The following is a 25,258-nucleotide window of genomic DNA, read 5'->3' on the forward strand; positions in this document are numbered from 1 at the left end:
AAAAGCGGGTCAAGGCGGCCGTCAGATAAACAGGCGGATCACCTGCGCGGTCCAAAGTGCCTCTTTATCGCTGCCCTTGCTTTCCCAATGCTTGAGTTCTTGCTCCAAGAACGCACGGGCTTCGGGGCTGCCCAGGTCGCCAATGGCCTTGAGCGCCATGGCACGATCGGCCCATTGAGCCTCCCGCCCTTGGTAGATCGCCTTGAATCGAGGCAATTGGTCATGTGCGCGCAGCATGCCCAAGGAGGACATGGCAGCAGCACGAACGTACTCGTCCCCGTCCTGCAACAGACTGCCCAAGAAACCAATGGCTTTGGGGTGATGGAGGGTGCCCAGCGCATGCACATCCAAGAAGGCCTCCGGCCCGCGGGGCGCGCTGAGCTTTTTGATCAGTGCATCCACCTGCGATTCCTGTCCGCGGTAGCCATAACGACGGGCAGCAATCTTGCTGGCCAGTTCCTTGACAGCAATTGACATCGGCTGATTGAACGTCGGTTCAATCACCTCGTCAAAGCTCCACACCGGTACCTTGCCGCGGCGCACAAAGGCCGCTACCCGCTGGGTACCGGTGGGGGTCTCAATATCGGCGGCCAGGAAGGTCAGCGTCACAAACGGCGAGAACCCGCTGCTGCGGTGGTTGAGCACGCGGAATGTGTGCAGCTTGATGCCGCCCGGTGCCGATCCGGATGCCACTCGCACGGGCAAGCCGCGCGACGCCAGCTCCGCCTGCAGTGCCGTCGCCAAGTACGCTGGAGGATCAATGGGCCCGGCATCGGTGCGCAACGTTGCAGGCAGGGTCCCCGTGCTGAAATCGCGGTCGGCCCCCTTGCGCTGGTCTTCCATCTTGATCGTCTCTGCCGCAGGCGGAGTCCCCTCGGCACGCAGCCCGCTGGGCTCCGGTTGACGAACCAAATAAGCTTGAGGCGCACAGGCCGTCAATACCGGCAACGCCAACAAGGCCAGCCGACCAAAGAACTGCTTCATGAATCCTCCCCGAAGGGTGTGGTTGTAAGGACGCGCATGCTAATCCGACGCGCCAGTCACAACGCCTTTTGGCCCTCCCCCCGAAGCCCCACCAGCAGGGCACGCCCATCCGGCAACACCCGCAGTTCGGCATAACGGGCGGCTTGCCAGCGGGTTGCCTCGCCCTCCCTAAAAAACCAGGCGTCGCTCACCACGGTCCAACGCCCGTCCTTGGGGCTGAGCTCCAGCAGCCGCTCGTCGGAGGCCAGCGCCGCCGGCCCTTCGGCGCGGCGCACAAAATGCCCCACGCCCTGGGCGTCGCGCTTGAGAACCACCTGGGGGCGTTGCGCACCGGGCCGGGGGGGCCACTCGCCCACCGAGCGCAGCAGCGCGTAGTTGAGCCGCATGTAGTCGCCCTGCATCAAGGAGCGCGGGTCGACCGGTGCCAGCTCCACAAAGAGCGGCTCGCCTTGCGCCAGCAAGCGCTCCTTTTGCAGGATGCCGACGTTGATCACGGCAAGCCCCGCCGCCGTGGCTACCAGGAGCGCCAGCGAGCGCGATCGCGTCAAGGTTTCGGGTTCGGGCTGGATTGGGGGCAACGCCCGCACCGACCAGCGCGCCACCGCAGCGAGCACGGCGCTCAGGGCCACCAGCGCCAGCGCCTTGGATTGCAAGTCCCAATCCAGTCGGTAATAGAAACTGCCCAGCACCCACAGGGCCGTCAGCGCGCTGGCACCCAGCCAGCGCCAGCGCTGCTGCAGGGCGCAGGTCCCGGCAATCACCGCCACGCCGGCCAAGGGGGGCAAAAGCGCGCTGGCCAAGGCCAGAAGTACCGCACAGGCGGCCCAGCGCAGGGTGCGGAGCAAGGGCCAACGCCACGCCAGCACCGCCGCGACCCCCAGCGCGACCGCGGCGGCCCCAGCGCCCCACCCGCCCCCGTGAAGGTGATGCGTCCAGTTCCAGGGCACCGGGCCCAGGCCGCCCACCAGCCAGCTCATGCCGGCGTCCAGGGCCAGGGCGGCCAACAACACCCCCACAGCGCCATTGCCGATGGCCTCCGCCCAGGCCGCGACGCGCGCTTCACGCCAGCGGGTCCACCACAAACCCACCACGGCACCCTGCATCACCAGCACCCAAGGCCACACGGCCTGCCGTGGCCAGCCTCCGCCGTGCAAGGCTGCAAGCCCCAGCCCGGCGGCTGCAGCGCCCAGCAGCATGCGCAGCCAGGTGCGCCCCAGAGGCGCGGCCAGCGCCAGGCACAGCAGGGCCATCGCCACCGCCGCCCAGCGGTCGGGCAAGTCCTTGGCCAATCGCACCCCTATGCACAGCAGCCCGGCCAGCAAGGTGGGCACGCCCAGCTGCTCCACAAACAGCGGCTGCCCGCGTTCGCGCAGCAACCAAACGGCCAGGGCCAGCGCCGCCACCCCCACGCCGTACAGGCCCAGGGAGCGCTCAAACACGGCCCCAAACAAGGCCCCCGCCGCGCCTAGAAGCGGAAAGGCCGCGAGCCACGCCCCCAGTGCGGTCATCAGCACGACCGGCCAAGGTCGGCTGTCGGGCCAATGCGCGTTGGGGTCCACGAGGCCCTTGGCTTTCGCCACACGCAGCAATTCGGTGCGGTTCATGCGGCTACTCCCGCACGCGCCCGGCGCATGAGCCACTGCACGCTGGCCGCGAGCAGGCCGGTCACGATCAACCCCAACAGCAACAAACGCCCGAAGGGGTCCCCCTGCGCTCCATCAAACAAGGCACGGGCCAGGCCAAACGTGGCCCAGGTGTCCCACGCCAAAGCCAGGATCGCCAGTTGCACCAAGTCACCCGCCCGCCACTGCAGCGCAAAGGCCCCCACCAGCACGAGACCGGCCACCCAGTACAGCAGCGCCCAATCCTGGGAAAAGAGCGCCAGCAAGCCCCAGCCTCCCACATGCAAGGCGAGCCACAGGCACCCGGCTCGCTCGGACCAGGGGCCGCAGCCCGTCCAGCGCCGGGCTGCAGGCCCGAGCCCGAGCCACAGCGTCAACAACACACCACTGGCCATCACCTGCACCGCCAAAGTGCTCGCTTCCAACCCCCAACGGTGCCCGCTATAGGTGTGGACCCAGAGTTGAGCCCCCAGCGCCATCACCAGCGTCCAAGGGACCCAGATCCAATCGCTGCGCAAGGCCAAGGCCAGCGGCAGCCCCAGCACCGCCCACAGCGCGAACAGTTGCCACGGGTCGGCTCCGGTTTGGTAGGTCTGACCGAAGAAGGCCAGCAACCCACCCTGCAGCAAGAAGGCGACCAGCCCCAGGGCGGTACGGGCCTGCGGCAAGCGCCACGCACCCAGAATGGCCAACACGCCCGTGGCTTGCAGCAGCGCAAACCGCCCCGCCCGCGGCCAGTCGCCCCAGTTGGCCGCCACCCACATCACCAGCCCCAGGCCAAACAGCAAGCCGGCCAAGGGGGCCAGCACTTGGGGCCAGCTGGCCAATGACGCCGGCGGCCGGCCGTCGAGTTCCGCCAAAGCCAGCAGCGCCTCGCGCCGGTCGCGGTCAGGCGCCAGTTGAAGAATGCCCGTGCGGAGGTCGGCAGCGTGCATGGTTTTAGGTCCTGGGTTAGGGTACGAGCCCCAATGCTAGGAGGCCTTCATGCGGCGGATGCTGATTTCACTGTGGTTTGCGGTCACGTCGCATGCAGCGCCCCCGCCGGCATCGCCAGACGATCCCTTGCTCGCGTCCACGCTGGGCCACGTCTCGGCCGATCGGCTGCAAGCACGCATCGAGCGGCTGGCCGCCTTTGGCACGCGCCACACCGCCTCCAGCGCGACGCACCCCACACGCGGCATTGGCGCGGCCCGCCGCTGGATTGAAGCCGAGCTGCGCGCCTGTGCCGCCGGCACGCCCCTGCAGGTGCAAGCGCGCACCCACCTGGAGCCCGCCGGGCGACGCCTCGCAGGCCCGACCGAGATCGTCAATATCGTGGCCACGCTGCCGGGGCGCCTCGGCAGTCCGCGCGTGCTGGTCATGCTGGGCCACTACGACAGCCGCAACGGCGACGTGATGGACGCGGAGGGTGACGCGCCAGGCGCCAACGACGACGCCTCCGGCACCGCGGCGGTGATGGAAGCCGCCTGCCTCGCGGCCCATGCCGCCAAGACGCGCCCGCTGAACGCCACGATTGTGTTCGCCGCGGTAGCAGGGGAAGAGCAAGGCCTGCTCGGGGCCGCCCAACTGGCGCGCGAGCTTGACACCCACTTCACGGTGGAGGGCGTGATCACCAACGACATCGTCGGCAGCCCACACGGGGCCCAAGGCGAGCACGCACCGCACACGCTGCGGCTCTTCGCCGATGGTCTGGATCCGCTGCTACGCCTGATGCTCCGAGGCGCCGCCGCTGAGCCCTCGCCGCGTCTGAAGGCCCAGCAAGAGCTGGCCGCCGCGGGCGGTTCCGAGGACCTGCCGACGGCCCAATTCGGACGGCACTTGAAGCAAGCCATTGAAACCCATGTCCCGGGCTTTCAAGTGCAACTCATCCAGCGTCGTGACCGGACGCTACGCGGGGGCGACCACCTGCCCTTCCTGGAGCGCGGGCTGGCTGCGGTCCGGTTCAGCGAGCCTTTTGAAAACTACGCCCACCAGCATCAGAACGTTCGGGTGGAGAGCGGTCAACAAATGGGTGACCTGCCCCGCTTTGTGGATCCGGCCTATGTGGCGCGCATCACGCAGGCCAATCTGGCCGGTCTGCTGAGCTTGGCTTGGGCCCCCGCGCCGCCCAACGACGTGCGGGTGGATGCTCGCGAGCTCAGCAACGACACCCGGCTGATGTGGATTGGGGTGGACGGTGCCAGTGGCTACCGGGTGCTGTGGCGACGCAGCGAAGCGGCCCATTGGGAGCATGCGCTGGACGTGGGGCCAGGCGCCCGCTCGGCCCTGCTCCAGGGCGTTTCGCGCGATGACTGGGTGTTTGCGGTGCAAGCCCTCGACAACCAGGGCCGCGCAAGCCTGGCGATCTACGCGCCACCCCGCGGCAGCTGAGCCCGCTTACTGAGGAACGGAGCGCACCCGCACCTGAAGCTCCCGCACCACCGGCGCCTCGCCCGTGCGCAGCGTGCCGTCCGCGGGCTGCGAGGCCCACCGCCCTGCCCGCGCCACCACCGTCCAGTGGTCCGGCTGCACCGGCAACCGGCTGCGCCAACTCTGGCTGCCGCCCTGCCCCTCGGGTTGGGTCCATTCCAGGCTCAGACTCAAGGGTTCTCGCGCCGAGCGGCGTGTGGTCACCAAGCCCAATTCCCAAAACCGCGGCGCGCCGGTGGGCGACTCCAGCCGCAATCGCCCCCCTTGCTCTTGCGTCGTCCAGGCAAACTGCCAGCCCTCTTGGGGCTCCAGCAACCGCCACGCGGCCCGCTCACCGGCTTGAACCCGAAGAGCCGGCCCCAAGTAATCCAACTGCGCCCGGGTGCTCCCCGTGCTGAGGCTGCCGGGTTGCACGCCGCTGTGGGTGACCCAGCGCAGTTCCACCTCCAGCACCTCGGCCGTTTGGGCGCCCACCGACGCCAGGCCCCCCAGCGCCCAAAAGCCCACGGCTTGAAAAGCCGCCACGGTCGCAACGCGTCGCTTCATCGTCATCCCTTTGTCATCGCCGCCCTAACGGCGCAGGGCCCAAGTATTCAGCAAGAGACCGACCATTACGGCCCCGGCCCCGGCCCACTTCCAGGCCGGCAGGGGTTCGCCCAGCAGCAGCCAGGAACAGGCCATCCCCACCACAGGCACCAGCAACGCCCACGGCACCACCGCCGAGGCGTTGTGGCGGGCCAGCAACCAGCCCCAGGCCCCGTAGCCAAACAAGGTATTGCCCACGGCCTGCCATCCCACAGCGGCCCAGGCCGCTGGGGAGGCGGCCGTCACCGCCTCTGAAAACGCCGCGGCGCCCTCAACGGTCAGCGCCACAAGCGCCAGCGCGGGTGCCGCCGCCGCACTGCTCCACACCATGAAGGCCAGCATGTTGACCCGGCCGGCCGCCTGGCCCACGACATTGGCCACCGCCCAACTGAGGGCCGCCATGAGCGTCAGCAGCAACCCCAGCGGTGTGGCCGCCGCATCTTGTTGCGCAGCAATCCACACCACGCCCAGCGCCGCGCACGCCAACGCCCACCCCTGAAGGCGCTTCAGCCCCTGGCCCTTCAGGGCCCAAAGCATCAGCAAGGTGAAGAACACTTGGCTTTGCACCACCAAGGACGCAAGACCCGGCGAGATTCCGGTCTGCAGGGCGACAAAAAGCAGCCCAAACATGCCCACCCCGATGAGCAGTCCGTAGCCCCCCAGCACCCGCCAGGACACCGGGGGGCGCGGGAGGACGAGCAGGGGCAAGGCCGACAGGGCGAAACGCAGCGTCGCCAGCCACAAAGGTGGAAAGCTCTGCAGGGCCCACTTCATGACCACAAAGTTGCTGCCCCACACCCCCACCACCGCCAGCGCCAACAGGGCGTGGCGCGGCGGCAGCCCAGGGTCCCGAACGGCCATCATTCCAGCAGCACCCGGTCTCGCCCCTCAGCCTTGGCGCGGTACAGCGCTTGGTCAGCCCGATCCACCCAGGCCTCCAGGCTTTCGCCGTGGCGCCAAAACGCCGCCCCGCCACTGAAGGTGAACCGCAATTCGGGCCGTTCGGTGACCAAGGGCTGCCGCTCGATGCCGAGCTTGAGGCGCGCCAGCCACGCCACCAAGCCCTCCTGTGCGGTCGGCTCCAGCACCGCCAAGAATTCCTCTCCGCCCCAACGAACCGCCGCATCCCCCTTCCGAAGACTCTGGGTCAACGCTTTGGCAAAGCAGCGCAACACCGCATCCCCCGCCGCATGCCCTTGGGTGTCGTTGATCTTTTTGAAATGGTCCAGATCCAGCAACACCACCAACAGCCCGGTCGGCGCCCGCTTTTGGCGCTGCAGCGCTTCCAGCATGACGCGTTTGCCTTGTCGGCGGTTGTATAGCCCCGTCAGGTCATCACGCCGCGCCAGCCGCTTGATGCGGACCAGGGCTTCATTCAACGCCTGGCGCTGCTCACGCTGACGGTCGCGCAGCCGCGCCATCCGGTGCATCAGCAATCCCAGCGCAGGAAAGGTAAACAGGGCACACAGGGCGTGCCCGATGTTCTCGTCGGGGCTGGATCGGCCCGGCCACACCCAATAATCCAGCCCCATGACGGCCAAGAGCAGCAAGAGCCCCAAGACCGTCAGCCGAAACATGGCCTGGCCGCAGCGAGCGAACATGCCAAAGGCCAGCGTAATGAGCAAGGTGGGGACGGCCAGCGCTCGCAATGGGCCCGCCAGCGGGTACGCCGCGGCGCCGAGCAACACCATGACGCCGATTTGCACGGCGGCCAGCGACGGATCATCCCGACCCGCGGTCCATTCCAGCCTCACAGCCAGCGCCATCATGAGTTGAAACCCCACCGCCAGCGCAAACCACAGCCCCGTCACCCAGGTCGGAGTACCCGCCAAGTGAGCCGCATAGGTCAACAACAGCCCGTTTCCGAACACCAGCGCCAGCGACAGGACTTGCTGCCCCATACGGATGCGCAAGCGGCGCTCGCTGCCCAGCATCCCCGCCAGCGGCAGGGCGTCGTTGGACGGACTGGGGTGGACAGACATGGGCTCAGCGTATCAGCGCGACGGCCGTAAATGTCCTAGGGGTAGTGCGCCCGCGGTCTTGACTTCCCCCAGCGAGAAGCTGGTGTGCACGTCACCGACATTGGGCAAAACCAACAAGGTTTCCAGGGTGAAGCGGCTGAAAGCATCCAAGTCAGTGGCCACCACCTGCAATTCAAAGGTACCCGCTCCGCTGATGTAGTGGCAACTGATCACTTCGGGCAGGGCACGGAGTGCGGCCTCCAGTTCCCGCGTGGCGGCAGCGTTGTTGCGATCCGCATCCACCTTCACAAAGGCCAGCACCCCCAATCCAATGCGTCGACGGTCAATTTCCGCCCGATAGCCCGTAATGAAACCCTGCTCTTCCAACCAGCGCACGCGCCGCCACGTGGGGGCCGCAGAAAGCCCGATGCGTTGCGCCAGTTCGGCGTTCGTCAGCCGGGCGTCGGCCTGCAGCGCCACCAGGATGGCCAAGTCGTAGCGATCGAGTTGATCCCCACTGCGCTCTTCGCCCGCATCCGCAGCCCGCTTGGCTGCCGCGATCGCTTGGCGCGGGTCTTTCCCAGATTGGCGCGTCGTGGCACCCATGATTCGGTCCTAGGTATTGAAAAGCAAGATTCTTGCTCAATTGCTCCAGATTAGGGCAAACATCGCAAGCACTTCTCACGTCGATGTTTTTACACTGGCGGACCTTTCGCGCCTGCGCCGCGCGCCCCTCCCACCCTTCCTTTTTGTCGGGCCTGCCATGAACGCACCCTTGCCTGAGCACATTCGCCGCGCCATCGAAACCGTCACGCTGGACGACAAGTACGCGCTGGACCGCGGCCGCGCCTTCATGAGCGGGGTGCAAGCGCTGGTGCGCCTGCCCATCCTGCAGCGCACGCGCGACGCGCTGGTGGGCCTCAACACCGCCGGTTTCGTGAGCGGCTACCGCGGCTCGCCGCTGGGCGGCTACGACCAAGCGCTGTGGGCCGCCCGCAAGCACCTGGAAAAGAACCACGTCGTCTTCAAACCCGGCGTGAACGAGGAACTGGGCGCCACGGCGGTCTGGGGCACCCAGCAACTGGATCTGCACCCGCAAGAAAAAAAGTACGACGGCGTTTTCGGCATCTGGTACGGCAAGGGCCCGGGGGTGGACCGCTGCATTGACGTGTTCAAGCACGCCAACATGGCCGGCACCGCCCAGCATGGCGGCGTGATCGCCATCGCCGGCGACGACCACATCTCCAAGAGCTCCACCGCCGCGCACCAGAGCGACCACGTGTTCAAGGCCGTCGGCTTCCCGGTGTTCTTCCCGACCACGGTGCAAGACATCCTGGACATGGGCCTGCACGCCTTTGCCCTAAGCCGCTACTCGGGCCTGTGGAGCGGCATGAAGACGATTCAGGAGATCGTCGAGAGCGGCGCCACCGTGGACGTGAGCCCGGACCGCGTCAAGATCCTGATGCCCGAGGACTTCGAGATGCCCGCGGGGGGCCTGCACATCCGCTGGCCCGATCCGCCGCTGGAGCAAGAGGCGCGGATGATGGACCACAAGTGGTACGCCGCGCTGGCCTACATCCGGGCCAACAAGCTGAACTACAACGTCATCGAAACGAATCAGGACCGCCTGGGCCTGATCGCCTCGGGCAAGGCCTACAACGACACTCGTCAGGCCCTCTTCGACCTCGGCCTGGACGACGACACCTGCCGCCGACTGGGCATCCGCCTGCACAAGGTGAATGTGGTGTGGCCGCTGGAAGCCAACATCACGCGCGAGTTCGCCACCGGGCTGAAAGAAATTCTGGTCATCGAAGAAAAGCGCCAGGTCATCGAATACCAAATCAAGGAGCAGCTCTACAACTGGCGCTCCGACGTGCGCCCGCACGTGCTGGGCAAGTTCGACGATGACGAGCAAAGCGGCGGCGAGTGGGGCCTGCCCAACCCGAGCAAGAACTGGCTGCTGCGCCCGCAGGCCGACCTGACGCCGGCCATCATTGCGCGCGCCATCACCCAGCGCCTCAAAAAATTGGGCGTGGACGCCGACGTGGCCGCGCGCCTGGATGCCCGCATGGCCGTCATCGAGGCCAAGGACCGCGCGCTGACCGACGAGATCAAAGTCGCCGGCGGTGCCGACCGTGTGCCCTGGTTCTGCTCAGGCTGCCCGCACAACACCTCGACGCGCGTCCCCGAGGGCTCGCGCGCCGTGGCCGGCATTGGCTGCCACTACATGGTCAGCTGGATGCCCGGTCGCAACACCAGCACGTTCACGCAGATGGGCGGTGAGGGCGTGCCCTGGGTCGGCCAGAGCGCTTTCAGCAAGGCCAAGCACATCTTCTGCAACCTGGGCGATGGCACCTACTTCCACAGCGGCATCCTGGCCATTCGCCAGTCCATCGCGGCGGGCGTGAACATCACCTACAAGATCCTCTACAACGATGCGGTCGCCATGACCGGGGGTCAGCAGGTCGGCGAGCGCCCCGAGGGCCACTCGGTCCTGCAGATCATGAACAGCGTGATCAGCGAGGGCGTGGCCAAGTTTTGCATCGTCACCGACAGCCCCGAGAAGTACACCGGCGTGGCCCTGCCCGCCGGGGTGCAGGTGCACCATCGGGATCAACTCGACGCCATCCAGCGCGAGTTCCGCGAGATCGAGGGCGTCAGCGCCATCCTCTACGACCAGACCTGCGCCACCGAGAAGCGCCGCCGCCGCAAGCGCGGCAAGATGGCCGTGAGCGAAAAGCGCGTGGTGATCAACGAGCTGGTCTGCGAAGGCTGCGGCGACTGCGGCGTGCAGAGCAACTGCCTGTCCATCGAGCCGCTGGAGACCGACTTCGGCCGCAAGCGCACCATCAACCAGAACAGCTGCAACCAGGACCTCTCGTGCGTCAAGGGCTTCTGCCCCAGCTTCGTCACGGTCGAGGGCGGTCAGCTCAAAAAGTCCAAAGGCAAAAAGGCCTCGCCGTTTGACAACGCACTGCTGGGCGAGATGCCCCATCCCACCCTGCCCACCTGCGAGACCGCCTGGGGCATCGTGGTGGCCGGCGTCGGCGGCACGGGCGTGATCACCATCGGCCAGTTGCTCGGCATGGCCGCGCACCTGGAAGGCAAGGGCGTGGTCACGCAGGACGCGGCCGGTTTGGCGCAAAAGGGCGGCAGCACCTGGAGTCACATCCAGATTGCCAACGCCCAGGAAGCCATTCACTGCACCAAGGTGGGCACGGCCGAGGCCGACTTGATCATCGGCTGTGACGGCATCGTGGCCGCCAACAAGGCCACGCTGCAAACCATGCGTCCCGGCCGCACCTTTGTGGCCCTGAACACCCACACCAGCCCCACCGCCAGCTTTGTGCTCCAACCCGACTGGCAGCACCCGGGCAGCGCGTGTGAGCAGGCGCTGGAAAACGCGGTCGGCAAAGACCTGCTGGGCAAGTTCGACGCCGAGGAAGTCGCCGTCAAGCTGCTCGGGGACAGCATCTACACCAACCCCATCATGATGGGCTATGCATGGCAGATGGGCCGCATCCCGCTCTCCTTCGCGGCCATCCAGCGCGCCATCGAACTCAATGCCGTTCAAGTCGACAACAACAAGGCCGCCTTCGAGTGGGGCCGCCGCTGCGCGGCGGACTACGCCAAGGTCAAGAGCCTGTTCGCCGCGGAAGCGGTGGTGCAACTGATCAAACGCCCGTCGCTGGATGAAATGGTGGCCCAGCGTGTCGAGTTCCTGACGGGCTACCAAAACGCCGCCTACGCCGCCCAGTACAAGGCCGTGGTGGACCAGGTACGCGCAGCAGAAGAGAAACTCGGCAGCAAGGCGCTCTCAGAGGCCGTGGCCAAGTACCTGTTCAAGCTGATGGCCTATAAAGACGAGTACGAAGTCGCCCGCCTGCACACCGACCCGAGCTTCACCGCCAAGGTCGCCGCGCAGTTTGAAGGCGACTACAAGCTGGTGCACCACCTGGCGCCGCCGCTGCTGGCCCAAAAGAACGACAAGGGCGAGCTGATGAAAAAGCCCTTTGGCGCCTGGGTGCGCCCGGCCTTCCGGGTGCTGGCGAGCCTCAAGGGCCTGCGCGGCACGGCGTTGGACGTCTTCGGCCACACCGAAGAGCGCAAGATGGAGCGCGGCCTGATTCAGCGCTACCGACAGACGGTCGACGCCCTGCTCGCCTCGCTAACTGCGGAGCGCCTGCCGCAAGCGCTGGAGCTGGCGCGTTTGCCCGAAGACATCCGCGGCTACGGCCATGTGAAGGAACGCCATGTGCAAGCCGTGCTGCCCAAGTGGGAGCGCTTGATGGCGCAGTGGAACGCCTGAGTCTCCGATGAAACGGCGCGCGGCCTTGCTGCTCCTGCCCCTGGCAGGCTGCAGTTCGGTGCCAGCGCCCCGCGTCGGCACCGACCCCGGTGGCGCCACGGCCCGACCCGTGCCACAACCCAACGGTGAAGGTCAGCGCTGGAGGGCCGACCCCGGCCGCTCCCAGCTGCGCATCGTGGCCTTCCGAGGTGGCTCCCTGGGCGAGCGCGTGGGCCACCACCACATCCTGCAGGCCGAGCGCTTCGAAGGCTGGCTGTGGTTGCCGCCGCGCGGCCTGGCCGGCGCCAGTGGGGCCCTACGTGTGCCCCTGGCCGAACTGGAACTCGACCACCCCGCCTGGCGGGCCGAAGCCGGCGGGGAGTTCAACGAGCGCCCGCTCGACGACGCGGCGCGTGCGGCCACGCGGCGCAACCTGCTGCTGGCCCTGCAGGCCAACACCCACCCCGACGTCCAGCTCGACCTGCTAGACCTTGCCGGCGCAGCCCCCTGGTGGGTGGCCACAGTGAGCCTCACCCTGGCCGGACAGAGGCAGAACTACCGCGTCGCCCTGCACGTGCGCCACAGCCCGGCGACCGGAGAGGCCCCCGAGATCTGGCGCATGGAGGGCCGATTGGCCTTGCGCCACCAAGATCATGGCCTGCAAGCCTTCAGCCTCTTGGGTGGCTTGCTGGCGGTCCAGGACACCGTGGTGCTGGACTGGACCCTGAGTTGGGTCCCCGCCCCCGAGCGGCCTTGAGTCCCCCAGACCCGTCACCCGCGACTGAGTCCTTCAAGGCGCCGTGGGCGGCGCGTCCGTCAGGGTGTTCAAGAACGCCACGATGTCACTCACCTCTTGGGGTGAGAGCCGCGCGCGATTGCCCGGCAACGGCGCAAAGGGCGCCCGACGCTCCACATTGGCGTGGTAGGCCAGCGGCAAGTCGTCGAAACGCTGGACCTGGCCCGACATCACCGGATAGAAGCGCGCCGGGTCCACATCCCGCAAGGCGTAAAAGCTCACCACCTCCTCCAGGGTGCTGAAGCGGGCGTTGTGGAAGTACGGCCCGGTGACGGCCACATTGCGCAGCGTCGGCACTTTGAATCGCCCACACAGCTCCGTGCGACCACTCAGGTCGGTGCGCAAGGGGCCGCACAGGCCCAAGTCAAAGAAGTTGGGGGCCGCCGTGGCCGTGCTCACCGTGCGCGGCACGCCCAGCGCGTGATACGAGAAGTCGGTGAACAGGGCCGCGCGCCCGTTGCGCGGCTGGCTGTCGTGGCAGCTGGCGCAGTTGCCGCGTTGCGGGTCGTTGAACGCGGCCAGCCCCCGCGCTTCAGCCGCGGTAAAGCTGGCTTGCCCGGCCTGCACCCGGTCGAATTTGCTGGTGAACGGGTGGTAGTCCGGATCGCGCGCCTGGTACTGCGCCAGCGCATCCAGGCTCGCCGACAAGAGCGCCTCATCACTGGCCGTTTCATTCAAACTGTAGGCCCGCAGCAGCTCCCCATAGGCCCCCGTGGTCCGCAGGCGACGCACGTAATCGGCCGTTGAGGCATTGGCCATCTCGGCGGCACTGAACAGCGGCCCTCGAGCCTGCTGGGCCCGGGTGTCGGCTCGACCGTCCCAGAGCAAGCCGCCCCGCGGCTGGCCTTGGTCGTTGAAAGTGAACGGGCCGGCGGCGTCCAAGTAGCGGGACGTCGGGGTGCTGCGAATGCCTTGCTGCTGCCCATCCGCGCCTCCAAGGGGGAGAAAAGTGCCCAGCGGATCCGCGTGGCCCCGGCTCGCCTCATGACAGCTGGCGCAGGATTGCCGACCGCTGGCCGAGAGGGCGGGCTCGTGGAACAGGCGGTCGCCCACCACGAATTTGGGGTCGGTCGGCGCAGGGGCTGTGGTGGGGTCTGGCGCAGGGGTCGGCGCGGACGCAGGCGCCGCGGGCGGGTTGGCCGCCGCCTGCATGTTCGGGGCCGGGTCCGATCCGCCGCCGCAAGCGGTCAGCATCAACACCGCCGCAAACACGGCCGGAATCGCACGCCAGCTGCGGTCGAGAAAGGTGGGGCGGGGCAAGGACATGACGGTCTCCTTCAAGGTCTTGCGGCCAGAAAAGTGGCTCGGCCTGCGCGCACTGTGGCGACCCATTGCGCAGCAAGAATGAACCGAATGTGCAGACGCCCTCCACACTTGGCCACCCAACTGCCACTAGAGTGAACGCGTGCGCTTGGCCCATCAACTCAGCCTGACCCTCCTGGCCACGGCCCTGGCGGCCGCTGCCGCCATGGGGGGCTTGATGGCATGGAACCTGCGGGCGGGGTTCTCGGATTACCTGCGCGCTCAGGACCGGCAGCGGCTCCAAAGTTTTGCCGGGGCAGCCCGTGCGGCGATTGACCAGTGGGGCATTGAAGGGCTCCGAGCCCAACCCCAGCGCTTGCTGCCGCCTGGAGGCGACCTCCTTGAAGGGCCACCCGGGCCACCGCCAGGGCCGGATGGCAGACCGCCCGATCGGCCCCGACCGCCTCCGGGTGGCGAACGGGACCCGGCGCGGCGCGGCCTGTCGCTGGTGGATCCGCAGGGGCACTTGATCTGGGGCCGCTCCCCGCCCCCCGGCCGCCAGCCGCTGGAAGAACCCATCGTCCTGGAGGGGCGGACCGTGGCGCTGGCGCGCCTGATGCCCCGTCCCGAAGCACCCGAGGCCCTGGACCGTCGTTTTCTGCAGCGTCAATTCCTGGGCATGCTGGCCATCGGCGCCGTCGTCGCGGCCCTGGCCGCGGCCCTGGCCTGGGGCCTGGCGCGCCGCTGGTTGCAGCCCCTGACCGCTGTCCAGAAGGCCAGCCACCGCCTGGCCCAAGGGGATTTCAGCGTGCGCCTGCCGCGCCGCGCCGCGGCCCTGCGCAACGAGTTCGATGCGCTCGTGGACGACGTGAACCACCTGGCGGCCGCCCTGCAGTCGCTCGAATCCAGCCGCCGGCGCTGGATGGCGGAGCTCTCCCACGAGCTGCGCACCCCGCTCACCGTCTTGCGCGGCGAGCTGGAGGCCGTGCGGGATGGCGTTCGGCCCTTCAACGACGAGCGCCTGGAGGCCTTATCCAGAGAAGTCGGACGCTTGCGCCGCCTGGCCGACGACTTTCACTGCTTGGCTTTGGCCGATCTGGGGGCCTTACCCTTCCACCCTCACACGCTGGAGGTGGGGGACTTGGTGCAAGGTGTCGTCGCTCGCCACCAAGCTTTGGCCGCTCAGGCCGGGCTGACGCTGGCCCTCCACCCTCTGCCGCCGCTACCCCCAGTCCGCTGGGACGGGGTGCGCATTGAGCAGGTGATGGACAACCTCTTGACCAATGCCGTGGCCTACACGGATGCACCGGGCCTCCTCGAAGTGACTGTGGAAGCGGTTGGAGAGGGCGTGCAGATCCAAGTCGATGACAGCCCGCCGGGCGTTTCCCCAGGCCTGCTGCCCAAGCTGTTTGACCCGCTGTTCCGTGCCGACCCCGCCCGCCAGCGGCGAGACGGCGCCGGCAGCGGTCTGGGCTTGTCCATTGCCCAGGCCTGGGTTCAACGCCATGGCGGGCGCCTGCAGGCCAGCACCAGCCCCCGCGGGGGCTTGCGCGTGACCCTGTCCCTCCCGTCCAGCCCGCCGCCATGACCCCCCAACCCGCCCGCATCTTGGTGGTGGAAGACGACCCCGCCATTGCCCAACTGCTGTTGGACTACCTTCGCCATGCCGGCTACCGCGCCGAGCCCTGCGCTGACGGCCTGCAGGCTTGGCACCGCTTTGAATCCGACGGACCCTGGGATGCCCTGCTACTGGACATCATGTTGCCGGGCCTGGACGGGCTTCAACTGTGCCAACGGGTGCGGGCACGCTCGAACGTGCCCATCCTCATGGCCACCGCCCGGGTCGACGAGTTTGACCGTTTGCTGGGTTTGGACCTGGGAGCCGATGACTACCTGTGCAAGCCCTACAGCCCGCGCGAAGTGGTCGCCCGAGTGCGCGCCCTGCTGCGGCGCTCACAAGGGCGACTGGCGGGCCCATCCGCGGTGGAGATTCCGGGCACGGGCGGTTTCGTGCTCGACGAGGCGGGGCAGCGGATCGGCTGGCGCGGGCAGTGGCTCACGCTGACGCCGGTGGAGTACCGACTGCTCCGCACCCTGCTCCAGCAGCCCGGGCGGGTGTACGAGCGCGCGCAGTTGCTAGATGCCCTGCACCAAGACGAGTTTCGGGACCTCAGCGACCGCACGGTCGACAGCCACATCAAGAACCTGCGGCGCAAACTCGAAGCCTTGTTGGGCGGCAGCAGCGGCATTCAATCCGTCTACGGCGTGGGCTACCGGTTCAGCCCTGACGCCGGGCATCTGGGCCGCTGAGGGCTCGCCCTCAACAACCATTCACCCCGGCCTGCACGCGGATCACGCGCCCAAACCTGCAGTTCATCGCACATCGGTTTTCGGGTTAACCCCGATCGCTCACAGTTCAGTCACCGCAACACGCTGACCTGAAGGAGCAACATCATGAGCACCAAGTTCAACACCCGCCCGGTTCTGGACACCCTGTCCGATGGCCTGACCCTCGCCCTGATGGCCGGCCTGACTTTCGCCAGCGCCGCTGCGATGGCCAGCCCCATGCACCTGGCCGACGAGGCCGCCCCGATCCTGCTGCCCACCGTGGTGGTGACCGCCCAAAAGCCCATCCACCTGCCCACGGTCGTGCTGACCGCCAAGAAGTCCGTCAAGGCCCCCTCGGTCTGACCCACGCCCTTCTCGCGGCGTGTCTTCAAAGCCCGGCTCTGCCGGGCTTTGTGCTTTGTGGGCGGAAAATGCAACAGCAAAACATAGATGTTCTTATATTGCTCCGTTTGATAACATCTATGAAATGCCAAAACAATCCATTGCCCTTGTTGAGTTGCCGCCCATCGTGCGCGCCCAACTGCGAGAGTTGGGTGAAAACCTGACCATTGCCCGCAAGCGGCGACGGGAATCGCGCAAGGATTGGGCGGCCCGTATCGGGGTTTCCGTCCCCACTTTGATCCGCATGGAGAAGGGCGATCCAGGGGTGGCCATGGGCACGTTGGCCACCGCGCTGTGGATGATGGGGCGTATCCAGGCGCTGCCGGAATTGGCCGCTCCGCAGCTTGACCATGGCGCGCTTGAGCGAGAAGTGCGCTTGGCCAAACAGACGACATCCAGCTCGACGCGCCAAGCGTCAAATCCCGACGACACGACACCCCGGCCGGGTGCGAAGGCGAGCCCGTCATGGTGACCGCAGCTTCCCCGCTTGACGTCCGCCAGCCACTGGACACCCTTTACTTGTGGTGGACGGGCGAGCCCACCCAGCCGGCACTGATCGGAGAACTCAAGCTGGTTCGGGCGTCTAGGGGTGTTTCACTGCGCTATGCCCCGAGTTGGCTGCAGACCGGGTTCGCCTTGAGCGAAGACTTGCCTTTGATCGATTCGGAATTCCTGCCCCGGGCCCCTGAGGTGGCGGCGGGCGCGGTCGACGACGCCAAGCCGGATCGATGGGGCGAGCGGGTCATTCGCTTCCTGGACAAGCCGCCACGTTTGTCCCTGATGGAGTACCTGTACTTCGCGGGGGATGAACGGTTTGGTGCATTGGGTGTTTCCACCTCACAGGATCAATACCAGCCGCGCCGATTTGGACCGCTGCCCGGGCTCGCCGATGTCGCTCAACTCCATGAGTTGGTCAAGAAGGTCGCAGCTGGAGAGCCTGTGCCGGAGGCCCAGCGCCGGCTGATCGTGCCCAGTGTGACGATGGGGGGTGCCAGGCCCAAGGCGCTGCTAAACCTACAAGGTGCGCAATGGATCTTGAAGTTTGGCGATCTGGGCGAACCCTTCGACTCACCCCTGGTGGAACATGCCACCATGACCTTGGCGGCGCGGGCTCGCATTCGTGTCGCGGTGACCCAAGCGATCCCATTGGTTCGGGGCCATGCCATCGCAATCAAGCGCTTTGACCGCCTGCCCCTGGCCTCCGGGGTTCGGCGCCTGCATGCCCTCTCTGCCAATGTGGCGCTCCATGCGGCAGGTGAGCCCCTCGGCTATCCTGAACTGGCGCAGCTGCTGCGCCGGCGCGGCGTTGCCAAGCAATCAGTGGGCCGTGCCCAAATGGCAGAGCTCTTTCGTCGCATGGTGTTCAACATCCTGATCGACAACACCGATGACCACGAAAAGAACCACGCGCTGTTGATGAACGAGCGCGAAGAGTACGAGCTGTCACCCGCGTTCGATGTGCTGCCCACGGGCCAAGCCTTGGGCTATCAACAAATGCGTGTGGGCGCCGATGCGGCAGACGCTACTTTGGCCAATGCGCTGTCTGAGCACGCGCTTTTTGGGCTGCGTCGACACGAAGCGGAATCCCAGGTGCGCGAGGTCGCCGCCGTCGTGGCAGGCTGGAAGCCACACTTCGCCGCGCACGGCGTTCGGCCTGCGGACATTGACTCGCTCGCTCAGCAAATCGACCGGCCATTCCTGACAGATCAGCGGGGCAACTGGGGCTGACCGAGAGCCGCCATTCACCCCGGCCTGCGCGCGGATCACGCGCTCAAACCTGCAGTTCATCGCACATCGGTTTTCGGGTTAACCCCGATCGCTCACAGTTCAGTCACCGCAACACGCTGACCTGAAGGAGCAACACCATGACCACCCAGTTCAACACCCGCCCGGTTCTGAACACCCTGACCGATGGCCTGACCCTCGCCCTGATGGCCGGCCTGACTTTCGCCAGCGCCGCTGCGATGGCCAGCCCCATGCACCTGGCCGACGAGGCCGCCCCGATCCTGCTGCCCACCGTGGTGGTGACCGCCCAAAAGCCCATCCACCTGCCCACGGTCGTGCTGACCGCCAAGAAGTCCGTCAAGGCCCCCTCGGTCTGACCCACGCCCTTCTCGCGGCGTGTCTACAAAGCCCGGCTCTGCCGGGCTTTTTGTTTTTTAACGCGCCTACGATGGGGGCATGCTCAAACTGTTGACCCTGCTCTTTTCTGGTGCCAAGTTCGGCAAAGTGCTCACCAGCGCGGGCTCCATGCTGGTCTCGCTGGTGCTTTACGCCTTTGTCTTTGGGTGGCGCTACGCGGCGGGTTTCATTGCGTTGCTGTTCGTGCACGAGATGGGGCACTACGTGGCCGCCCGCCTCAAAGGCCTGCCGGTGGGGCTGCCCACGTTCATCCCCTTCATCGGCGCCTGGGTGGAACTTAAAAAGCTGCCGCACGACGCCGCCACCGAGGCCTACATCGGCATGGGCGGGCCCTTGTTGGGCACCCTGGGCGCCTTGCTGTGCTTTGCCGTGGCGCGAGGCAACCCTGAGAGCGCCTGGTTGCTGGCCGTGGCCTACAGCGGCTTCATCCTGAATCTTTTCAATTTGATTCCCTTGCCGCCCTTCGATGGGGGCCGCATTACCAGCGTGCTGTCTCCCCGCATTTGGCTGCTGGGCGGGCCTCTCTTGGTGGCCGTGTTTTGGTGGAACCCCAGCCCCATGCTGTTGATCGTGGCCCTGCTGGCGGCCCCCCAAGCTTGGCAAGCATGGAAGCACCGGCGCAGCCCCGAAGCCGCCACCTATTACGCCGTGAGTCCCGCGCTGCGCTGGCGCTGGGGCGCGGCCTATCTCATCTTGGTCGCGTTCCTGGCCATCATGTCCCACGATACCCATGCACTGCTGCGGCCGCATCGCTGACTGCAGGCCGCCCCTCAAATCGGCTAACGTCGGCTTATGCGCGTCTGGAGCACGTTGATCGCGAGTTGGGTGGTTGCTGCGTCCTGCTGGGCTCAGGCAGGTGAGCGTGCCGACACGGAGATTCGAATCTGCGATGACGAAGCGGAATGGCCCCCTTACACCTACTGGGTCCGTTCCGGCACACAGAAGACCCGCGAAGTCACGGGTTACACCGTCGAAGTGATCCGACGAATTTTGACGCGCCAGAACGTGAGCTTTCGCCTGGACTTGGTGCCCTGGAAGCGCTGTGAAGAAGGCGTTCGCCACGGCAAGCCGTATCACATGTTGCTCAACGCCAGTCGGAACGCTCAGCGGGAGCGAGACTTCTGGTTGTCCCGGCCGCTCTACACCACACGAACGTTTTACTTTTGGAGTTTGCGCCAGCACCGCAATGGCCTGGACATTCAAAAACCGGCGGATTTGAAACGCTTCGTCGTGGGCGGCGTACTGGGCTATGCGTATTCGCAGTTGCAGGACGCGGAGCCGCAAAAATTTGTCCGTGCCAAAAGCTACGCCAACCTGGTGCAAATGCTGCACCACGGGCGCATTGACGTCATGGTGGTGGGCGAAGAGGTCTTTCAGGGGCTTTCGGCCCTCAGTGGATACCGGTTTGACGAGGACTTGGAGTTGGGCCGGGCCCAACTTTCGGGCGTGGGGCCCAATGCCTTCCATATGCTGTTCACGAAAGCACATCCGCTGGGCGCGCAACTCCACCACTGGGTCGAACAGGAGTTGCCCCACATGGAAGCGCGGGGGGAGTTGACCGCGCTACGCCGTCAGTTCCGGCTGGAGCCTTAAGCCGACCGTTCAGGCGTCCGGCGACCGCGCTTGTTCGCGCCAATGCTGCAGCAGGGTGAGCGTGCTCTCGACATCGGCTTCCGGCGCGGCCAATACCCGGCCGTGCGAGAGCGCGTGACCCCGGGCCGCTTTGGTGCGGGGTTCCCACAAGAGGCCATGTTGACGCACCAGCGCCTCGGCCAAATCCAACAACGGCCCGAGCTCCCCGGCCTTCCATTCCAGTTCCAACTCCTGCACACGAAGCGATCGCCCGCCGGCATGGATCTGACCCAGATCGAGTGCCATTTCCACAGCGCAGTCGACCAAGGGCAAGGGAACTCGCAGCCGTTCGATCTCCGTCGAAAACGTCGGAATCAAAGGCCGCCGCAAGCCCGCCAACACTGCGGCGCCGAGGGCAAAGTCGTGGTGCAACGCCAGATCCAGCGCCGGGCGACCCGCACTGACCTCCCGCGGAACTTCATGTTCGGGACGGCTCAAATCGTCCAAGGCCGGACCCTTGAGTGTCTGCACCCAAAGCTCCCCTTCGCGCCGCAACCGCAGCCCCCAGCCGGCCTGGGCCAATTCACTGGCCTCGGTATCAAAGTAGGTGGCCGCCATGGGCAAGCTAAAAGCACCCGGCAGTTCAAGTAGCCACGCCCACACCGCCCCCAGGGCTGCATCGGGTACGTTCAGCCGAATTTCCAATTCGCGATGGCTCATGGGCGCGTCAGGGGTCACGGGGCAGGATCAGCACAAAGGCCCTGCATTGTCCAAGCATGTAGCCGCCCTCGCCAATCGAATGGTTCGCGCATCGTTCAATTAATTTGAAACATTTCGTGAACGCACCGCGCACCGCCCAGCGCAAAGTGCACGGCACACTGCCGGCCATGACGCCAACGATTCCCCGATACACGCGCCCTGCCATCGCCCTGCACTGGCTGATGGCCCTGGGCCTCTTGGCCACGATCGCCGTGGGCTGGTGGGCTGCCGGCCTGCCCATGAGCCCGCAGCGACTCAAGGCCCTGAACAACCACAAATGGCTGGGCGTCACCCTGCTGGGCTTGGCGCTCGTTCGCGGGATATGGCGCCTCCGTCACGCCCCGCCGCCGCCGACACCCATGCCCGACCACCAACGGCTGATGGCGCAGTGGGTGCATGGGGCGCTATATGCCTTGATGTTGCTGGTCCCCTTGCTGGGCTGGGCTTACAGCAATGCAGCCGGATTTCCTGTCGTGTGGCTGGGGATCCTGCCGCTGCCCGATCTGGTTCCCAAAGACCCTGCTTGGGCCGAGCTTTTCAAAGGGCTGCACAAAATTGCCGCCTGGGGCTTGGTCGCGCTGATCGCGGCCCACATCGCCGCAGCGGTGAAACATCATTTCATCGACCGCGATGGCCTTTTGAACCGCATGCGTTGGCATTAAATGAACCTCTCCGCTCTGACCCTTTCGCTCGGCGCCCTGTTGCTCTCGCCGATCGCCCTGTCCCAGTCCCTGGCCCCCGGGGGCGAGGTCGTATTTGTCAGCAAGCAGATGGGGGTGCCGGTGGAAGGGCGCTTCAAGTCCTTCAAGCTGGATCGGCTGCAGTTCGATCCCAAGCGGCCCGAGGCAGCCCAGCTCAGTTTGAGCATCCAACTCAAGAGCGCGAGCCTGGGGACGCCCGAAGTCGAAGCCGAGCTGGCGAAACCCGAATGGTTTGACAGCACCAAGCACCCCGACGCGCAATTCCTGGCCCAGACGGTACGCGCCGTCGGCCCCGCACGCTTTGAGGCCAGCGGCCGGCTGAGCCTGAAGGGCCAAACCCGCCCGCTCACCGTGGTTTTTCAATTGCAGCCCCAAGGCCCCATCACGCTCGCCGGCGGCCAGTTCACGCTTCTGCGGAGCGACTGGAAGATCGGCAGCGGCGACTGGGCCGATGCGAGCCTGGTGGCGCACGAGGTGCAAGTGCGCTTCAAGTTCCCGTTAAGCGGCCTCGCGCCGCTTTGATTTCTTTCCTTCTGGAGTTTTGATGAAACGTATCGCTTTGTTGTCCCTGGCCTGCGCGGCCGGCTTGGCGCACGCGGAACCCGCCACCTACAAGCTGGACCCCACCCACAGCTTTGTGACCTTTGAGGTGCGTCACTTCGGTACCAGCACAAACCGGGGACGCTTTGACAAGAAAGAAGGGCAGATCACGGTGGACACTGCGGCCAAAACGGGTCGCGCTGAGATCACGATTGACATGACGTCGATCAGCACCGGCACGCCCAACTTTGACCGCCATCTGAAGAGCAAGGACTTCTTCGACGCCGAGCAACACGCGACAGCCCGTTTCGTGGGCACGCAATTCGAGTTTGACGGCGACAAAATCAAGTCCGTCAGCGGCGAGTTGACGATGCTGGGCAAAACGGCCCCGGTCAAACTCACCGCCACCCACTACAACTGCTATGCCCATCCCATGCTGAAGGTGCAAGCCTGCGGCGGCGACTTTGAAGCCACGATTCAGCGCAGCGCCTGGGGCATGGGCTATGGGGCGGCCTTCATTCCGGACGCCGTCAAGCTGGTGATTCAGGTGGAAGGCTTGAAGCAGCCCTAAAGCCCCAAGCAAACGCTCCCACTTCTGCTGCTCCGGGCTCAGCCCTGGGGCAGCAGGCAGTACGGCGCGGGAATGCCTTCAAGTTCGAAGGTGCGTTGAACGGCCGGGCGGGCGCTGAGCCCCGCCACCAAACGCGCCAGGTTGGGGCAAGCCTCGACGGCTGGCGTTGCAAACCACCGGCCCCAGCGCACCAGCATCAAGAGGAACAGGTCGACCACCGTCGGCTCCTCCCCCAGGAGGTAGGGCCCTGCCGCGCCCAACTCCGCATCGATCTGGCGGAACAGGGCCAGGGTATTGGCTTCGGCCTTGGTTTTCACCGCCGGAACCGCGTCGGGCAGGTCAATCAGGCGATCCGGGTAGAAATAGGCCACCAGCGCCGGCTGCACGCTGTTGGTCAAGAACATCAGCCACTTGTAAAGCTGGCCCCGCTGCGCAGGATCCGTCGGCAGCGCCCAAGGTCCCTGGGTCTTCTCCGCCAGGTAGAGACAAATCGCGGCCGATTCGTAAAGCACGGTCTCCCCGTCGACCAGCGTTGGCACCCGACCATGGGGGTTGAGCTTCAAGTACGCCGGCTGCTTGTGCTCCTGCTTGGCTCCATCCAACGCCACGAACTCGTACGGTTGCTGCGTTTCTTCGAGCAGCAAGCGCACGACCAGGGAGGCGGAACCGGGGAATCCGTACAGTCGCATGGGGGTCTCCTTCAAAGGTCGGCCATTCTGCCCAGGGCGGCAATCCATCCGAAAGTCATGCCGTTCATCTGCAGCGTCGACGGTCTGTCCGCCGCTCCTGCGGCCAGTCCACCGCAAACACCAGTCGGTCGCGCGGACCCGGCGCGGGCCAGCGCAAGCCCCTAGAGTGCGGGCCATGGACAAATCGCCCCGCATCCCCGCCTGGATCACCGACCCGCTTTGGCGTGAGCGCCTCAGCCGCTGGACCGTGACCAGCATTGCCGCCTTTCATCGCTATGCCCAGTGGCTGGTGCGCATGAGTTGGTGGCGCTTTGCAGGCTACTCCATCGGCTTGCTGATCGCGGTCCATCTGTTTACCGGCATCTTCCTGACCTGGCGCTTCACGGAAACCGTGTCCGCCCAGCGGGCCGCCCTGCCGGAGATGCCTGAAATGCCGGAGCTACCCGCCCCCCCCCAACACCCGGGCACCCCGGATGAAGAGGAGGTGCCTGAACCTCCGGCCCCGGGCGCCAGCGGCTCGGTGGGCGACGTCAGCATCCAGATCGGCAAGAAGGGCGTCTTTATCGGCACCAAGGACGGCAAGGGTGAGGCCGCGCAAGTGGACATCCATCCGGGCGGCGTGCGCATCGTGGCGCCCCGCGAGCCGGGAAGTGCCGCTTCGGCGCCCCCCCAGGTGTTCGAAATCAAACTGCCGCAGTCCGTCAGCGAAGAGCTGCGCAAAGAAGTCGAGCGCGACATGAACAAGGCCGCCCAGGACGCCGCCCGGGAAGCCCGCAATCAAGTGGAACAGGAGTACCAAAAGGAACTCCGCCAGTGGCAGCGCGATTACGAACGCGCCCTCAAAGAATGGAAAAGCCAGGCCCGCGAAAAGGCCACCCGCACCCGCGTGGTGCACGCCGGCGAAGCGCTGGAAAACTTGGCCGCGTTGTGGGTCATGCTCAGCCTCGTCATCAAGGCCACTTACAAGGGCCGGCAAGAAGCCGAAGCCAAGGCCGCTGCAGCGGAAGAAACCGCCGAGGCCGAGGCCCTGCGCCGCCAACTGGCGGAAGCGCGCTTGAACACCATGCAGGCGCAAGTGGAACCGCACTTCTTGTTCAACACGTTGGCGTCCATCGACCACCTGATCGAAGTCGACCCCAAGCGCGCCAGCCAAATGCAAAAGAACCTGATCGCCCTGCTGCGCGCCACCATGCCCACCATGCGCGAAGCCAACGGGCAGGGTAACGGGCTGCGTGACTTGAAGCGCGAAATGGCGGTGGTGCGGCCCTACCTGGAGATTCTGCAAGTGCGGATGGAAGAGCGCCTGCAGGTGGACATTGACGTGCCCGAAGGCCTGCTCTCCGCCGAATTCCCGCCCATGATCATTCAGAGCCTGGTTGAAAACGCCATCAAGCACGGGCTGGAGCCCAAACCCGAGGGGGGCAGTTTGGCGGTTCGGGCTCGCATTGAACACGGCAAGCTGGTCGTGGAAGTGGCCGACACCGGCCTCGGGTTTGGCCGCGCGGCCACCAGCGGCACGGGGGTGGGCTTGGCCAACACCCGCGAACGCCTACAACTTCTCTTTGGTAACAAGGCGAGCCTGACCGTCGCCGAGAACCAACCCTGCGGCACGATCATCCGGGTGGCTGTGCCGTACAAGAGCAACGAACCGGAACAAGGAGCCTGAT

At 66.2% G+C, this 25,258-nt stretch carries 25 protein-coding genes; 15 read left to right on the plus strand and 10 right to left on the minus strand.

Translation table 11 applies throughout. The features are described from left to right. Positions 1 to 21 precede the first annotated feature (21 nt). Genes I7X43_RS12055 through I7X43_RS12065 form a run of 3 tightly spaced genes read right to left on the minus strand, consistent with a single transcriptional unit; the run spans position 22 to position 3,541 of the window. The gene (locus tag I7X43_RS12055) at positions 22 to 984 is read right to left on the minus strand and encodes a HEAT repeat domain-containing protein (RefSeq protein WP_198101194.1); all 963 of its coding nucleotides are present in this window, start codon (positions 982 to 984) and stop codon (positions 22 to 24) included. A 56-nt stretch (positions 985 to 1,040) separates the two neighbouring features. Then, a complete protein-coding gene (locus I7X43_RS12060) occupies positions 1,041 to 2,588 on the minus strand; it encodes a GDYXXLXY domain-containing protein (protein WP_198101195.1) in 1,548 nt (515 codons plus the stop codon). Continuing rightward, on the minus strand, positions 2,585 to 3,541 hold the full coding sequence (locus I7X43_RS12065) for a DUF2157 domain-containing protein (protein ID WP_198101196.1): 957 nt from the start codon (positions 3,539 to 3,541) through the stop codon (positions 2,585 to 2,587). The genes I7X43_RS12060 and I7X43_RS12065 overlap by 4 nt, the downstream gene beginning before the upstream one ends. A 58-nt stretch (positions 3,542 to 3,599) precedes the next feature. Here I7X43_RS12065 and I7X43_RS12070 point away from each other — a divergent pair, with 58 nt between their 5' ends. Beyond that, positions 3,600 to 4,976, plus strand: coding sequence for a M28 family peptidase (locus I7X43_RS12070; protein WP_198101197.1), 1,377 nt, complete (start codon positions 3,600 to 3,602; stop codon positions 4,974 to 4,976). A gap of 6 nt (positions 4,977 to 4,982) precedes the next feature. Here I7X43_RS12070 and I7X43_RS12075 read toward each other — a convergent pair whose 3' ends face one another. From I7X43_RS12075 to I7X43_RS12090, 4 genes are read right to left on the minus strand one after another with little or no spacing between them, the layout of a single operon-like run. Further along, the gene (locus I7X43_RS12075) at positions 4,983 to 5,561 is read right to left on the minus strand and encodes a hypothetical protein (protein WP_198101198.1); all 579 of its coding nucleotides are present in this window, start codon (positions 5,559 to 5,561) and stop codon (positions 4,983 to 4,985) included. A 24-nt stretch (positions 5,562 to 5,585) separates the two neighbouring features. Next, positions 5,586 to 6,440: an EamA family transporter gene (locus I7X43_RS12080; RefSeq protein WP_198101350.1), complete on the minus strand. Its 855-nt coding sequence runs from the start codon at positions 6,438 to 6,440 to the stop codon at positions 5,586 to 5,588. Between the two features lie 20 nt (positions 6,441 to 6,460). Further along, complete coding sequence (locus I7X43_RS12085; RefSeq protein ID WP_198101199.1) at positions 6,461 to 7,582, minus strand: GGDEF domain-containing protein; 1,122 nt, start codon at positions 7,580 to 7,582, stop codon at positions 6,461 to 6,463. 12 nt (positions 7,583 to 7,594) lie between these two features. Beyond that, entirely contained in the window at positions 7,595 to 8,167 is a 573-nt protein-coding gene (locus I7X43_RS12090) for an Lrp/AsnC family transcriptional regulator (protein ID WP_198101200.1), read from the minus strand. 157 nt (positions 8,168 to 8,324) lie between these two features. On the opposite strand from I7X43_RS12090, the gene I7X43_RS12095 reads away from it, so the two are divergent. Then, positions 8,325 to 11,870, plus strand: a complete 3,546-nt coding sequence (locus I7X43_RS12095; RefSeq protein WP_198101201.1) for an indolepyruvate ferredoxin oxidoreductase family protein — start codon at positions 8,325 to 8,327, stop codon at positions 11,868 to 11,870. 7 nt (positions 11,871 to 11,877) lie between these two features. After that, positions 11,878 to 12,606 (plus strand): hypothetical protein, encoded by a 729-nt coding sequence (locus tag I7X43_RS12100; protein WP_198101202.1) that lies wholly within the window; start codon positions 11,878 to 11,880, stop codon positions 12,604 to 12,606. A 33-nt stretch (positions 12,607 to 12,639) separates the two neighbouring features. Here the strand turns inward: I7X43_RS12100 and I7X43_RS12105 are convergent, their stop codons facing one another. Beyond that, positions 12,640 to 13,911 carry a cytochrome-c peroxidase gene (locus tag I7X43_RS12105; protein ID WP_198101203.1) on the minus strand — a complete coding sequence of 424 codons (1,272 nt, stop codon included), beginning with the start codon at positions 13,909 to 13,911 and terminating at the stop codon, positions 12,640 to 12,642. Between the two features lie 139 nt (positions 13,912 to 14,050). Between I7X43_RS12105 and I7X43_RS12110 the strand changes: the two genes are divergently transcribed. The 8 genes from I7X43_RS12110 (at position 14,051) to I7X43_RS12145 (ending at position 20,352) form a co-directional block, all read left to right on the plus strand. Next, positions 14,051 to 15,475: an ATP-binding protein gene (locus I7X43_RS12110; RefSeq protein ID WP_198101204.1), complete on the plus strand. Its 1,425-nt coding sequence runs from the start codon at positions 14,051 to 14,053 to the stop codon at positions 15,473 to 15,475. Next, positions 15,472 to 16,197: a response regulator gene (locus I7X43_RS12115; protein WP_198101205.1), complete on the plus strand. Its 726-nt coding sequence runs from the start codon at positions 15,472 to 15,474 to the stop codon at positions 16,195 to 16,197. The genes I7X43_RS12110 and I7X43_RS12115 overlap by 4 nt, the downstream gene beginning before the upstream one ends. A gap of 144 nt (positions 16,198 to 16,341) precedes the next feature. Then, positions 16,342 to 16,578: a hypothetical protein gene (locus I7X43_RS12120; RefSeq protein ID WP_198101206.1), complete on the plus strand. Its 237-nt coding sequence runs from the start codon at positions 16,342 to 16,344 to the stop codon at positions 16,576 to 16,578. Between the two features lie 19 nt (positions 16,579 to 16,597). Continuing rightward, complete coding sequence (locus I7X43_RS12125; RefSeq protein WP_198101207.1) at positions 16,598 to 17,089, plus strand: helix-turn-helix domain-containing protein; 492 nt, start codon at positions 16,598 to 16,600, stop codon at positions 17,087 to 17,089. Beyond that, positions 17,083 to 18,345: a type II toxin-antitoxin system HipA family toxin gene (locus I7X43_RS12130; RefSeq protein WP_198101208.1), complete on the plus strand. Its 1,263-nt coding sequence runs from the start codon at positions 17,083 to 17,085 to the stop codon at positions 18,343 to 18,345. Before I7X43_RS12125 ends, I7X43_RS12130 begins: the two co-directional genes overlap by 7 nt. A 137-nt stretch (positions 18,346 to 18,482) precedes the next feature. After that, positions 18,483 to 18,719: a hypothetical protein gene (locus I7X43_RS12135; protein WP_198101209.1), complete on the plus strand. Its 237-nt coding sequence runs from the start codon at positions 18,483 to 18,485 to the stop codon at positions 18,717 to 18,719. A 79-nt stretch (positions 18,720 to 18,798) separates the two neighbouring features. Continuing rightward, positions 18,799 to 19,515, plus strand: coding sequence for a site-2 protease family protein (locus I7X43_RS12140; protein ID WP_198101210.1), 717 nt, complete (start codon positions 18,799 to 18,801; stop codon positions 19,513 to 19,515). A gap of 36 nt (positions 19,516 to 19,551) precedes the next feature. Further along, positions 19,552 to 20,352 carry a substrate-binding periplasmic protein gene (locus tag I7X43_RS12145; RefSeq protein WP_198101211.1) on the plus strand — a complete coding sequence of 267 codons (801 nt, stop codon included), beginning with the start codon at positions 19,552 to 19,554 and terminating at the stop codon, positions 20,350 to 20,352. 9 nt (positions 20,353 to 20,361) lie between these two features. On the opposite strand, the gene I7X43_RS12150 is transcribed toward I7X43_RS12145, so the two are convergent. Further along, positions 20,362 to 21,051, minus strand: coding sequence for a CYTH domain-containing protein (locus I7X43_RS12150; RefSeq protein WP_198101212.1), 690 nt, complete (start codon positions 21,049 to 21,051; stop codon positions 20,362 to 20,364). 167 nt (positions 21,052 to 21,218) lie between these two features. Here I7X43_RS12150 and I7X43_RS12155 point away from each other — a divergent pair, with 167 nt between their 5' ends. From I7X43_RS12155 to I7X43_RS12165, 3 genes are read left to right on the plus strand one after another with little or no spacing between them, the layout of a single operon-like run. Then, positions 21,219 to 21,752 carry a cytochrome b gene (locus tag I7X43_RS12155; protein WP_198101351.1) on the plus strand — a complete coding sequence of 178 codons (534 nt, stop codon included), beginning with the start codon at positions 21,219 to 21,221 and terminating at the stop codon, positions 21,750 to 21,752. Next, positions 21,753 to 22,313: a YceI family protein gene (locus tag I7X43_RS12160; protein ID WP_198101213.1), complete on the plus strand. Its 561-nt coding sequence runs from the start codon at positions 21,753 to 21,755 to the stop codon at positions 22,311 to 22,313. A 22-nt stretch (positions 22,314 to 22,335) separates the two neighbouring features. Next, complete coding sequence (locus I7X43_RS12165) at positions 22,336 to 22,902, plus strand: YceI family protein (RefSeq protein WP_198101214.1); 567 nt, start codon at positions 22,336 to 22,338, stop codon at positions 22,900 to 22,902. A 38-nt stretch (positions 22,903 to 22,940) separates the two neighbouring features. On the opposite strand, the gene I7X43_RS12170 is transcribed toward I7X43_RS12165, so the two are convergent. Next, positions 22,941 to 23,591, minus strand: a complete 651-nt coding sequence (locus I7X43_RS12170) for a glutathione S-transferase family protein (RefSeq protein WP_198101215.1) — start codon at positions 23,589 to 23,591, stop codon at positions 22,941 to 22,943. A gap of 175 nt (positions 23,592 to 23,766) precedes the next feature. Between I7X43_RS12170 and I7X43_RS12175 the strand changes: the two genes are divergently transcribed. After that, positions 23,767 to 25,257: a histidine kinase gene (locus I7X43_RS12175; protein WP_246480389.1), complete on the plus strand. Its 1,491-nt coding sequence runs from the start codon at positions 23,767 to 23,769 to the stop codon at positions 25,255 to 25,257. Position 25,258 lies beyond the last annotated feature (1 nt).

Origin of the sequence: Inhella gelatinilytica (assembly GCF_016093295.1) — a bacterium.
Classification (GTDB): domain Bacteria; phylum Pseudomonadota; class Gammaproteobacteria; order Burkholderiales; family Burkholderiaceae_C; genus Inhella; species Inhella gelatinilytica.